The sequence below is a fragment of the Blautia faecis genome (genome assembly GCF_027662325.1).
In the GTDB taxonomy this organism is placed as follows: domain Bacteria; phylum Bacillota; class Clostridia; order Lachnospirales; family Lachnospiraceae; genus Blautia_A; species Blautia_A faecis.
Map to the genome: position 1 here is coordinate 223,424 of NZ_JAQDKY010000001.1, position 13,288 is coordinate 236,711.

Sequence of the window (13,288 nt, forward strand, 5' to 3'; positions counted from 1 at the left end):
ATCCTTATCATAGCAGACTTTCCCACATGTGAAAAGCCCTCCCCAGCGAAAACACATAACCTGTGCCTTTCCGCTGAAGAGGGCTTCTCTTTATGAAAGCAGAATTTTTAAAGCTTTATTGTTTGTCTTATTTAACAGTTTTCTCATTCAGAGTTTCAAGGATTTCATCAAAGTCTTCATCTGTCTGGCTCTTGATGTCATCAATGTAATCTTCCCATGCATCGTCATCATTAATGTCGTTCTCACCTGTGATAAACTGAAGCGCAAGCTCTTTTACTCGTGTCTCGCAGGTTCCGCCATATCCAAGCTCTGCTTTTGCAGAAGACTCTTCAGCAGTCAGATAAGTAACCGGTGCTCTGTCGTATGGGGAAACAGAATCCTCTCCGCCGTTGGCATCAGACTCAACCCAGTATTTTCCTTCATAGTAACCTTTTTCAGCATTCCACCATGGCTCCGGATTACAAGCAACCTCAAGCATTGCGTTGAAATCAAGCGGGTTAAATGGAATACCGGTTCTGCAAACGCTAGAAGAGGTAAGTCCATACTCAGCGGATTTTGTTGCAGGTGTTGCATCGTTCAAAATATCATCTACGAAAGTCTTAGTTTCATCAGTTTCTGTATAGGTTTCGCCTTCAACACCCCAGTTCATAAGGTTTACCATCTCATCAGAATACTGATAGTCAATCATTGCTACTGCATATTCCGGATGCTCGGTTTCTGCACTGATATAAATACCCATATTTGCATTCAGAGATTTTGCAGCCTGTCTGGAACCCCATTTCCAGGCAGTACCATACTCTGTATTCTCCGGAAGATATGCAAGCCCCCATTCCATATTTTCATCTGTCTTAGCAGCATTCCAGCTCGCTACAGATCCAGACCAAAGTGTCGGGCAAATACCGCCAACATTTGTGGTAGCTTTTGTCTGACCCTGATTGAAGTCTGCTGTTGCAAACTCAGGATCAATATATCCTGCCTCATATAAGCTGTTCAGATATTTCAGGCACTCACGGAAGTTATCCTCAATCGGTCCGAATACCCATTCCTCACCGTTGTAGTACAGGCAATCCCATGTGTGGAAAATTCCAACAAATCCACGGTACAGGGAGTAATCCTTTGTGTTGTTGATAATAACATAATCAAGATCAAGTGATCCATCGTCAATCTTTGCCTGCATGTCAGAGCAAAGCTGTGTAAACTCATCCAGTGTAGCAGCCGGCTGCCAGCCGTTTTCCTTAAGAAGGTCAAAACGATACGCAAATGCTGTGAAGGACTGTGCTCCCTGGATATCATCCGGGTTATAGAAGCCGTCCATAAAGTAATACATGGATCCGTCCTCATTCTTTGCGAAATCCTCGCCACCGTTTGTCTCTTTCATATATTCCGGATAGTAAACCATATAATCGGAATAATCAGCAAGATTTAATAAGGTTCCGTCCTCGCCGTACTCATTGACAGCTGATCCCTTTGTTACAGTGGCAATATCCGGAACTGAACCGGACTGAAGTACAACCAGCTCATTTGCCGTATAGTCCGTTGCAGGTGTTCTTGTCCATGTGATGTCAAGCTTGCAGCCAAGGTAATTTTCCATAGCCTCCTGCCATTTTTCCTGAACCAGTGTTCCATCAGAAGACTGCTGATAATCTGCGATGCTTACTTCCAGATGTAAGGTTCCGTCCTCAAGCTCCGGAAGCTCAATGCCGTTATCTGCAGCTGTTGCTTTTGGTGCTGAATCCTCTGCCCATACAGCAGTTGTTCCTATGGTTGTGAAAAGTCCTGCAGCCATTGCTACTGACATTCCCATAGCGGTAAGTCTTTTGGTGGTTTCTCTCTTCATAATTTCCTCCATTTTCTTTTGTAGACATTGTTGAATAGTAAACGTGTGTCTTTTATTTATAAGGAAAGCTGTCCCCCAGCTTCCATATAATCTGAATATCAGCCCTTAACAGCTCCTACCTGTACGCCCTGTGCAAAGTATTTCTGGATGAACGGATATACCAGAAGGATTGGTCCTATGGTTGCGATTACGCAGGCATACTGTACATTCAGACTGTTTAGGTTACCATTACTGATCATCTGCTGTGCATCACTCATGTTTGCAGTACCGGATGTAAATACAATTTTTCTAAGAAGCATCTGAATCGGCTGTTTTGCAGGATCCTTAATGTAAAGAAGTGCTTCATAGTAGCTGTTCCATACGCCAACAACGGAAAACAGACCGAAGGTTGCGTACAATGCTTTTGAAAGGGGCACATAAATCTTTGTAAGAATCTGGAACTCACTGGCTCCGTCAATTCGGGCGGCTTCCCTGATCTCCGGGGAAATTCCCTGATAGAACGAACGATAAATGAAAATATTATAAGCACTTACCGCATTTGGCAAAATCAGTGACCACCAGCTGTCATACAAGCCCAGATTCTGAATCAACAGGTAAGCAGGAACTGTACCACCACTGAAAAACATAGTGATCAGCAGGATAATGGACAATGGTTTTCTCAGTACGAATTCCGGTGCCATCATAACGTAAGCCATAAGAGAATTCAAAACCAGGCTGACAATCATAGTTCCCACTGCAATTACAATCGTATTCCAGTAAGCTCCCAGTATATTCTCATCCTTGAATAAGGCTTTGTATCCGTCCAGATGAAATTCCTTTGGAAAGAAGGTAACCTGACCGGTTGTGATCATGCGGTTGCTAGACAGTGAAGTGGCAATTACATTCAGGAACGGATATAGAAATATAATCGCTACAATGATCATGAACACAATGAGGAACACGTCAAATGCTCTGCTGCCAATATGTATTTTGTTATTCTGTTTTTTTGCTTTTCCAAATGACATGAATTTTTCCTCCTACCACAAACTGTTTTCCGGGTTGATTTTTCTGGTAATCATGTTTGCTCCAAATACCAGAGCAAAACCAATGACTGAAATAAACAGGTTTACGGCTGTTGCATACGAGAATTTACCTTCCACGATACCTTTCTGGTAAACAAAGGTTCCGATTACTTCCAGCTGACTTCTGTTTGTGTCGTTCTGCATCAGAAGGATCTTGGTATAATCACTGTTCAGCACATTTCCAAGATTCATGATCAGAAGAATCGTAGTAGTTGGCTTAATAGTCGGCCAGATAATATTTTTGATTTTCTGCCAGCGGTTTGCACCGTCAATATTTGCTACATCATACAAGGTTACATCTACATTGGATAATGCAGACAAATACATGATGGAACTCCATCCTACTGTCTGCCATACCTGCGAACCGAGATATAAAGGAAGGAAATACTGACTTCCATTATTCATATCCACTCTCGCCATTCCCAAAAGATTTCTTATATCGTTGAAAAGTCCGCTGGTAGAACCAAATCCATTTAACATAGAGCAGATAACTACTACAGAAAGGAAATGAGGAATATAGGAAATTGTCTGTACTGCACTTTTAAATACCTTTCCTCTTAACTCATTCAGCAGAATAGCAAAGATAATTGCCGCCGGAAACGTAAATAACAAATTCAGAACTCCAATTTTCAGCGTATTCCATATAATCTGTCCACTGTTTACATTTTTAAAGAATTTGATAAAATTTTTCAGTACAGGCTCCAGCCAGTTACTGTCCCAGACACCTTTTGATGCTTTATAATTCTTAAATGCGATCAGAATTCCATACATTGGAACATATTTGAAAATGATCAGCATGATCAGCGGTGCCAGTGCCATAATGCAAAGGGCTTTCTGTTTCCATAGCAGTTGCCAGAATGTTTTTTTCTTTGCCGCATATGGAATGGATGTGGTGTTTGACCTTTTCGCCATATTTCTCTCTCCTTCCGGTCTTGTGTTTCTGATGTAATTATTGTATTGTATAAATCGCAGTGTTTGAATGGAAGATTCATAATTTTTTCATGTATATTTTACATTTTTTTCAGAGTTTTTCCGCTAAACATGGAATATTCTCAGGTTTGTCCAATAATTTTCCATGACACCCTGTAAAGAATTTATTGTAAAATATGATTAAGAAAGGACAGGCATTATATATGAAAAAGCACAAAACAATCCTGCTTCCCCTTGGACGGCAGTTTTCTATTATCTTAGTATTATTTATTGTCTGCACGGCAGGCATTACACTATACAACACTCAGGATTACGTTCGGGTACAGACCGACTTTCTTAGCAGCAGTCTGGACTCTTATTCCTCGCAGCTTGCCAAAAATACCCAGGAAGCCTACGATAGCTACGAAAACATATGCTATAGCGTTGCATACAGCTCTGTAGTTCAGGATTTTCTCAGCAGTAAGAACAGGCAGAGTTCCTATGAAGCTTATCAGGAGCTGCGAACACAGCTGGAAAACACCTTCCTTCTGAATCCATATATTTCTGATATTGCAGTTTACGGACAGGATGGTACCTTTGCCTCCCTTGGAGGATCTGCTTTCAGCTACAAGCCCTTTGCCGATAAGCTTGAGGAAACCTCGTTTCCCTACTGCACCGTTGGCACCTCCTTAATAAACGGAACCAACTGCCATATCCTTGCCATGCCGATCTGTACCTTAGGTACCGGACAGAGCCAGCGCCTTGGCATCCTTTTTCTGGCCATTGACATTAATCATCTGCTTAGCAACTCTATGACCAATATGAATAGCCAGAAGCTTTATGAACCGGAAATCCTGTTTGCAAATGCACAGCAAGAGCTGATTTATGGAACAAGAAGCCTTTACCGTACCGTTCTTAGCACCCCCGCACCTCAGTCTGAAACAGACACCTACGAAGTAAAAGCAAACAGCTCCCCGGTAACCTATATCGCAAAATGCTATTCCTTTCGCAAGCTTGGGCTTTCCCTTTATGTGCTTGTAGACAAAAGTCAGCTAACCAGCCAGATCCAAACTATTTCCCAGCGTCAGTTTCTCGCTACAGGTGCTATACTTCTGCTGGTTTTCCTCTTTGTAACCTTCCTTTACAAGCCATTTTTGGATTCGCTGAAACAGCTGATCGATTTTATGAAAAGTATTTCCGCCGGAAACAGAAAAGCAATCAGAAAAGGTGCCCAGATTCATCAGGGCTTAATTGGGTCTACTGAAATCAACGATATTTTTAACGCATTTAACGAAATGCTGATCAAAACCGAAGAACTGAATCATACCATTTTTGATTCCTATACCAGAATGTATGAATTGGAAGCCAACAACCGCAAAACAGAAATTGCATTTCTGCGAAGCCAGATTAATCCGCACTTTCTTTACAATACGCTTACCATGATCTGCGGTATGGCTGCAGAAGGCATGACTGATAAGATTATTCTGGTTACAGGTGCACTTTCCCAGATTTTTCGATACAGCATTAAAGGGAACGACTTGGTTTCTCTGCGGGAAGAGCTGGAAATCGTAAAATCTTATCTGATGATCCAAAAGGAACGCTTCGCAGACCGCTTCACCATTGAATATAATTTTTCTGATGATGCCTATGACTGCCTGATACCCAAAATGGTCATCCAGCCACTGGTAGAAAATGCAATTGTCCATGGACTGGAAAAAAGTCTGAAACCCGGTTCTATTCTGATCGGTGCCGGACGAAATCCCCGGCACGGTTATCTGGCCATCTGGATTTTTGATACCGGTGTGGGAATGCCTCCGGAAAAATTACAGGAACTGCGCCATTCCATTGCGGCTTCCGTTCATGACAAAACCGGAGATGCTTCTGCTGATCTGGCAAAAATGGATGCGCAAAATCACGACAGCATCGGAATTCTAAATGTCAATAGCCGTATGGTGCTTTATTATGGAGCTGACTACACTCTTCTCATTGACTCTGAGGAAGGTGTGGGAACTAATATTCAGCTGCGGGTCCCTTATCAGACAAATGATTTTCACAAACATCACAACAGTTCACCCCTTCATCAGGGCATCTAAAGGAGAATATTTATATGTATCAGGCAATTGTAATTGACGATGAAAAATGGGTTGTAAAAAGTCTGATTGCTACCATCAAAAATCAGGACTATTTTGAAATCACCACAGAATTTTATGACGGCCTTTCCGGTCTTGAATATATCCGTATTCATCAACCGGCCCTTGCATTTGTGGATGTAAGACTTCCTGGCATGGGTGGACTAGAAATTCTGCAGGCAGCTCATGCGGAAGGCTTATCAACTCTTTTCATTATGATAAGCGGACATGCTGAATTTGCATATGCTCAGAAAGCAATGTTTCACAATGCGATCGGATACTGTCTAAAGCCATTTTCCAGAAGTGAGCTTATGGATTCCATGCAAAAGGCTTATCAGCTTCTTCAGGAGCAGGAACAAAAAGCAGAAAATCAAGAAGTTTCTTTGGAAGAGCAGCCAAACATTTTTCATCCTCAGCATCTTGTTTCTTCCCACAAATCTGTGCAGATGATGATTGATTATACAGAAAAGCATTATCAGGAAGATATTTCCATACAAAATCTTGCAGAATACTGCAGTATCAATCCTAATTATGCCAGTCAGATTTTTCGTCAGGAAACAGGAGGAACCTTTGTCAGCTATCTGACCAGTCTGCGGATTGAACATGCTGCATGGCTTCTTGCACACAGTGACCAAACCGTATTTGCCATTGCCACTCAGGTTGGCTACAGTGACTATTTTTATTTTGCAAAGGTGTTCAAAAAAGTAAAAGGATGCACACCTACCGCTTATCGAAAGGATTCTGAAGAACATGTGTGATCTTATTTCTAAACAGTTATTGGGGGTTTCCATTGCAGCCGCTTTGATTTTCACAGCCACCGGCTGTGATTCCTCTTCAACTACTACAAAAATCAGCCGTCAGGCACTTCCTGAATCCATTCAGAATCTGTCCTTTGATAAACATTTAAATATCAGTGTTGGCTATTGGAATATTGAAGAGATGGAAAAAGCAGCCGAACCAGACGCTATGACTCAGTATATTGAAGATTTATTTAATATTACGCTGGAACCGATGGCTGTAACCTGGTCAAATTACAAAGAGCGTTATCAGATTTTGAGTGCTACCGGAAGCCTTCCTGATGTTTTTGCCACATTAACACTTTCTTCCAACGACAATAATGACTCCGCAACCTTTTCTGATTTTATCAATACCGGAGTCATCCGTGCTCTGCCTGAGGATCTGACAGACTATCCGCGCCTGAATGAGGTTTTGAATTCTGTATCCTATACCCGATATACAAATGGCAAGTATTATGCCATTCCCCGTGTTTCCTTTCTGGATCCAGTTCTTGGTGCTACAGATGCTGCTATGCTGGTTCGCCGGGACTGGATGGATAGCCTTGGGATTTCCAATCCGGAAAGCTTTCAGGATTTTGCAGACATGACGATTGCTTTTGCAAAAAATGATCCGGATGGAAATGGCATTGATGATACGCTCGGTTACAATGTTAATTCCATAAATGCACTTGGAAAATGGGTGATTCTTGGCATCGCTCCTGAATGCAATGTTTATTCCTGGACGGAAAATAACGGTTTCTATGTTCCTTCCTGGTCCACGGACGCATTCAAGCAAGTAGTAAAGGATTATCGCCTGCTGTACGAAGAGGGTGGTCTGGACCCTGATTTTTACACCAAATCCCCCTCTGCTGTTATGGATGACTTCGCAGCAGGACGGCTCGGTGCCCTGGAATATAAATCCTCCCCTTCTTCACTTATGGAATTAAAAAACAGATGGGATGCCTTGAATGATAAGTCCTTCGAGGACTGTGTGGATGTGCTTCCTGTTTTTCCCGCACCAGACGGGATTCGATACAGTAATTCCTCCAGCATCTTCTGGTCGGAATCTTATATTTCCTCAGATGTAGACGATACAAAAGCAGAGCGCATTCTTGCTCTATTTGAATTTCTTCTTTCTGATGAAGGACAGGATTTCTGTCATTATGGATTAGAGGGAATTGATTATGAAAAGGATAAAGATGGAAATTATTCCTGCCTTCTGGATACAAAAGGAGAAAGCCTTACCACAGCTCTTGCCAGAAAATATCCATCTTCTATTTTGTTTTCCGGTATTGCAACCTGGGGCGGAAGCTGGAAAGATTTTGAAGTCAATGATATGAATACCCTCCGTTATGGAAAATTTGCAACTATTCTTGCTTCTGAATCCGCCAATTACTGCAAGGAGCACACTACGCAGGTCAGCCGCCCTTATGCATTCATGAGCTATCCAAAAGAACCAACAGAGGAATTTAGCACCTCCAATGCATTTAAACAATTCATAAGCTGTATTATCGGAAATGACGATGCCGTAGACATGTGGGAAAATGTGTTAAAGCAAATGCGATCTGACGGACTGGACGAATATATTCAAAGGCAAAATGAAAATTTCGCAAAATCACAAAATTAATTTAAAAATCCCCACCTGAAGCTTTGCTTATACAGCAATAATCTCAGATGGGGATTTTATATAGATAAATTTATTTGATTTTCAAAACATAAGCACAGTCACAAGGCTTCTTTTTCGGTGCTTTTACATAAAGCCCGTCTTCTTTTCTGTAAAAAGCAAGCTCACCTTCATTTCCCAGCATAGTTACCTTCTTAATCTCACCGTCAAAAGCACCACCCTTACGAAGTGTACGGATACAGAACTCTCCGTCCTCTGGCCAGCCAAATGCAATCGCATAAAGAGCATCGCCATGTGTGGTAAAACGGAAGTCCTGAGCAGTAAGAGTATCACTATGCACATCAACAGCATCGCCCTTATCAAGCTGCTCCTGGATTTTTCCCACATCATAATTGGCATCATCTACTGTAGTAGGACCTTCTGCTGCCACCTTAAATGGCCTTGTCTCATAAATTGCCTTACCGTTTAAAGCCAGCCAGTCCCCGATCTCTTCCAAAATACGCACTGCATCGGGATGGAAGGAACCGTCTGCATATGGACCTACATTTAGCAAAAGATTTCCATTCTTGGAAACAATATCGCAAAGCTGATGGATAATCCGCTCTGCTGATTTATATTTGGGATTTTGTACCATACACCAGGTAATGTTATCCTCCAGCCGGTCGTCAGACTGCCATGGGAAGTCCTTTGGGGAAGAAAATCTTCCGCACTCAATATCATAAACGCCGATATCCTTAGGATAATCCTCCTGTTTGTATGTAATGATTCCGTCCTTAATTTCTCTGGTGTTGTAATAATATTCGGCTACATCATAGCGATAGTCTTCCTGGATAATGCAGGTACGGCTGTCAAAATACACCTCATCCGGCTCATACTTGTCGATAACCTCCAACACCTTATCCCGCCAGATTTTGCAAAATGCTTCGTCAGGATAGCGATAAGGAATATAGCGATTTGTCTCAAGAGGCAGTGCAGGACCGTAATATTTTTCATTTTCCGGAATATACACATCTGCCTCATTATCCGTTGACATAAACCATCCCCACAACCACTGGTGGTGAAAGGTTGCCACTGTACGAATTCCCTGCTTGCGAAAGGCCTCTGTGCATTCTCCCACAATATCACGGTGAGGACCATAATTCATACTATTAATTGGATTAACTGCGCTGTCCCACATGGAAAAATTATCTGCATGCTCACTAACTGCACCGGCATATTTTGCGCCGGAACGCTTTACAAGAGAAGCCCACTGATCCGGATCAAATTTTTCTCCTTTGAGCATATCATAAAAGTCCTTATAGCCAAAGTCATGAAGACTTCCATAGGTTTTCTCATGATACTGGTTCTGCTCCAAGCCTTTGCAGTACATATTTCTGGAATACCACTCGTTTTGATATGCCGGAACGCTATATGGTCCCCAGTGAAAAAATAATCCAAACTTTGCATCTCGAAACCACTTTGGTGCTTCTCTTTTTACATTGTTCCAATTGACCTCTCTCATGTTTTCCAATACTCCATTCTGCCCGCAGGCGTTTTTTGTTGCACTGCCATGGGCAGGCTGAATTTATTACAATTTTATTGACTTCTTATAGAAAGACAGAAGCGGCAAAAAGGTCACTTCGTCCACTGGTGGCTGTTTAACCGGATCTGCCTGCCATACAAAGGAAAGCTCTGCTTCATCCTCCACTTCTCGTGCCAATTCCAGATAAAGATGATTTTTGTTCTCTCTGTTTCCGCGAATATGAAGGATCTCCACCTCACCCTCACTGTCTGTCAAAGTAAATCCGCTGTCTTTTCCCACTGCTGAGTAAACCAGGAAGCAATTCTTAACATGATCGCAGGTAAGCTTCAGCCAGATTCCGCTTCCCTCCAGCTGGAAGCTCTTTCTTTCCGCTTCGTCTGCTCTTTCAACCTTTACAAGCTCAGGCGGCTGATACTCTTCCTTTCCATTTAACACATGGGCACATTGCTTCGCCAGCTTTTCTCCAAGCGCTACATTAGCCTGTGCTGTATTGTGGATTCCATCGCAAAGGCTTAAATTGGAAGTTGTCAAAACAGAAACTCCCGGTATCTCCTTCGCTGCTCTTGCCTGAGCATCACGCACCATTCCCCAGCACTCGTCATTGATTCCATTGATCTGTCTGTTCAGCTGCATGGTAAAAAACGGGATCTCATATCCCAGTTCTTTTCTGGTTGCTTCCACGTACTCCCTAAAATGCTCCAGATATTTTTCTGCCGGTCCCGGATTGGTGTCTGAGCATCCCTGATACCAGAGCACTCCTGCATATTTTCCCCCGGTCTGATGAATCTTGTCCAACATATTTAAGTACAAATCTCCGTCCTTTGGATTCCATCTTTCCATAGGAGAACCGCCAAGAGAGGTCTGAATCAATCCCACAGGCATTCCCGTCATTTTCCCATAAGTCTTTCCAAACGCAAGATAAGGAGATACTCCCGGCACACCCATCTCTTCATTGGCCAGAGATCCGGCAAAAGTGCTTTCATTCATAGGGTGGCTTGCAATATCCCACTTGTTTCTGTTACGATACAAATGCACATCCATGCTAGGTGGGTCAATGCAAAAATCCCTGCTGTATCCCGCTGAATTAGATTGACCTGCAATAATAAACAGGTTTCCTACTCCCAGATGGAGCACACAATCTCCACGATAGAGCCATGTAAGATCCGGAACAGTGCTCTTTGTTTCCAGGCTGGTGTCAATCCTGTAAGGTCCCCCGGCCGGAATCTCCAGTGTCACCTCAAATTCCCCCTGAAATTTCTCATTACATGTAAAATGATCTGCATTTGTCCAGGGAATCACCGTCATATTGTCATCCTCACGCATAACTCTCACAACCGGAGTAACCCTTTCAACACCCACTTCAATTGCTGCCGGATGAACCTGAAAGTTTCCCTTTAAAGCTACAGATGCCTTACCATTCTCCTGCTGCAAAATTTCCCAATCTGCAGGAGCCTTCGTCAACGTAATTCCATGCATTTTAATTCAACCTCTCTTTCCAGCTACATAATCTATATCAAGCGGATATTCCAGGTCCGCTTCGCTACTTGCTCATAACTGAATAACTGCTTCGCAGTTTATCAGAAGGAGCTTGCTCTTTCGTCTTGTTTTTCATTATAAAGTCTTTTCAATTTCATTGGTATATTCATTTTTCAGACCATTATGTAAATTTTTCAGATAAATGAAACTGCCTGCGCCTCTTACAAGTAGTCAGGAACCAGGATTTTATGGACATAGGGCAAGCCCCATGAGCACTGTCCTAATCCTTTATAGGCCATCTTGTTCATAGGGCTTGCATATAGGAGACGGACTAAACCATCTTAAATACCAATTGTTATTTGTTTGTGATCACAGAAGCAACTGCCTTCTTCCATCCTGCATATTTCTGCTCCCGTTTCTTGGCATCCATGTCCGGTTTATAGGACACGCGGTTTAATTTTCCAAAAATACTTTCATCCCAGACGCCAAGCTGCAATCCTGCCGCATAGGCCGGTCCAATAGCGGAAAGTTCCTCGGAATCCGGAACCAGAACTCCGGCATCTGCAATATTGCTCTGGAACTGCATCAGATAGTCGTTTCGGGTCGGACCGCCATCTACGCGAAGCTCCTTCACCGGAACACCAGCATCCTCAGACATAGCCTGTACAACATCTGTAATCTGATAAGCAATACATTCAAGTGCCGCTCTTACAAACTCAGCCTTGCGGGTAGTACGGCTCATGCCTACAACAGAAGCTCTCGCCTCGCTGTCCCAGTAAGGCGCGCCAAGACCACTGAATGCAGGAACCAGATACAGGCTGTCCTCCTGAATGGCCTCTTTCGCCAGTTTACCGGTCTCTCCAGGAGAAGAAATGATCTGAAGATCGTCCTTCAGCCAGGTAATCACAGCGCCTGTATAGTTCAGGTTGCCTTCAAGCACATAGTTAACCTTGCCGCCGATTTTCCACGCAAGAGAAGTAACAACCCCATGGGTACTGAGAATTGGCTTCTCACCAATATTCATCATAATAGAAGAGCCGGTTCCATAAGTGGATTTGATCATGCCTGGCTGCAGGCATCCCTGACCAAAAAGAGAGCCGTGGGAGTCTCCCAATACGCCATGGATCTGGATTTTATGAGGAAGAAGTCCCTCGAAATCCGTCTCGCCGAAGCAGGCGTCGGAATCTGTAACCTCTGCCATATTTGCCGGATCAATGCCAAATAATCCGCAGATTTCCTCATCCCATTTCAGGTCAAAAATATTGAAAAGCTGTGTTCTGGAAGCATTGGAATAATCGGTTCTGTATTCTTTGCCCCCTGTCAGCTTGTAAACCAGCCAGCTGTCAATCGTTCCATGGCAGATTTCGTGACGTTCTGCCGCCTCTTTTGCGCCCTCTTCATTTTCCAGAAGCCATGCGATCTTGGAAGCCGGGAAATATGGGGAAAGATTCATTCCGGTTTTCTGGCGGATCAGCTCTGCTGCGCCAGCCTTTTCCACACGGGCACAGATATCCACGGCACGGGCGCACTGCCATACAACTGCAGTTCCGTAAGGCTTACCGGTGACGCGGTTCCATGCAAGAGAAGTTTCACGCTGGTTACTGATTCCCAGCCCAACTACATATTCCTTCTCTACCCCCTCCAGAAGTTCTTTCACAACCTCCAGAACATTGCTGTAAATTTCCTCCGGATCATGGGAAACCCAGCCCTTTTCATTGATGATCTGCCTGTGAGGGCGGTCGGTACGGCGCATAATGCTTCCTGTCTCATCGAAAAGGAGCGCCTTGGTACCCTGGGTACTCTGATCAATACTAATAATATATTTCGCCATGTTTACTATCCTCTTAAACTTTTATATTCTCTAAAATCAACATCGCTGTAGCTTAAATCTGTTTTGTAGCTAAATAATAAGCGTGCCTGACCGGATCTGCACTTTGCAGTCTGTCAGTCACGC

At 43.2% G+C, this 13,288-nt stretch carries 9 protein-coding genes; 3 read left to right on the plus strand and 6 right to left on the minus strand.

Going from position 1 to position 13,288, the window contains the following annotated elements; genetic code table 11:
- Positions 1-127 precede the first annotated feature (127 nt).
- The 3 genes from PGQ38_RS00840 to PGQ38_RS00850 all read right to left on the minus strand — a co-directional run bounded on the left by PGQ38_RS00840 (position 128) and on the right by PGQ38_RS00850 (position 3,810).
- Positions 128-1,837, minus strand: a complete 1,710-nt coding sequence (locus tag PGQ38_RS00840; protein WP_270430546.1) for a type 2 periplasmic-binding domain-containing protein — start codon at positions 1,835-1,837, stop codon at positions 128-130.
- A gap of 98 nt (positions 1,838-1,935) precedes the next feature.
- Entirely contained in the window at positions 1,936-2,841 is a 906-nt protein-coding gene (locus tag PGQ38_RS00845; RefSeq protein ID WP_227199076.1) for a carbohydrate ABC transporter permease, read from the minus strand.
- A 12-nt stretch (positions 2,842-2,853) separates the two neighbouring features.
- Positions 2,854-3,810 carry an ABC transporter permease gene (locus PGQ38_RS00850; RefSeq protein ID WP_148461461.1) on the minus strand — a complete coding sequence of 319 codons (957 nt, stop codon included), beginning with the start codon at positions 3,808-3,810 and terminating at the stop codon, positions 2,854-2,856.
- A 221-nt stretch (positions 3,811-4,031) separates the two neighbouring features.
- Between PGQ38_RS00850 and PGQ38_RS00855 the strand changes: the two genes are divergently transcribed.
- The 3 genes from PGQ38_RS00855 to PGQ38_RS00865 are packed head-to-tail and all read left to right on the plus strand — an operon-like array spanning position 4,032 to position 8,339.
- Entirely contained in the window at positions 4,032-5,900 is a 1,869-nt protein-coding gene (locus PGQ38_RS00855) for a sensor histidine kinase (RefSeq protein ID WP_173734815.1), read from the plus strand.
- Between the two features lie 14 nt (positions 5,901-5,914).
- The gene (locus PGQ38_RS00860; RefSeq protein ID WP_148461459.1) at positions 5,915-6,694 is read left to right on the plus strand and encodes a response regulator transcription factor; all 780 of its coding nucleotides are present in this window, start codon (positions 5,915-5,917) and stop codon (positions 6,692-6,694) included.
- Positions 6,687-8,339, plus strand: a complete 1,653-nt coding sequence (locus PGQ38_RS00865) for a type 2 periplasmic-binding domain-containing protein (RefSeq protein ID WP_148461458.1) — start codon at positions 6,687-6,689, stop codon at positions 8,337-8,339. The genes PGQ38_RS00860 and PGQ38_RS00865 overlap by 8 nt, the downstream gene beginning before the upstream one ends.
- Before the next feature lie 70 nt (positions 8,340-8,409).
- Here the strand turns inward: PGQ38_RS00865 and PGQ38_RS00870 are convergent, their stop codons facing one another.
- From PGQ38_RS00870 to PGQ38_RS00880, 3 genes are all read right to left on the minus strand, one after another.
- Positions 8,410-9,837 (minus strand): alpha-L-fucosidase, encoded by a 1,428-nt coding sequence (locus tag PGQ38_RS00870; protein WP_148461457.1) that lies wholly within the window; start codon positions 9,835-9,837, stop codon positions 8,410-8,412.
- Positions 9,838-9,903: 66 nt separating this feature from the next.
- On the minus strand, positions 9,904-11,334 hold the full coding sequence (locus PGQ38_RS00875; protein WP_148461456.1) for a sialate O-acetylesterase: 1,431 nt from the start codon (positions 11,332-11,334) through the stop codon (positions 9,904-9,906).
- A 355-nt stretch (positions 11,335-11,689) separates the two neighbouring features.
- Positions 11,690-13,165 carry an FGGY-family carbohydrate kinase gene (locus PGQ38_RS00880; protein ID WP_270430549.1) on the minus strand — a complete coding sequence of 492 codons (1,476 nt, stop codon included), beginning with the start codon at positions 13,163-13,165 and terminating at the stop codon, positions 11,690-11,692.
- Between the last annotated feature and the right edge of the window lie 123 nt (positions 13,166-13,288).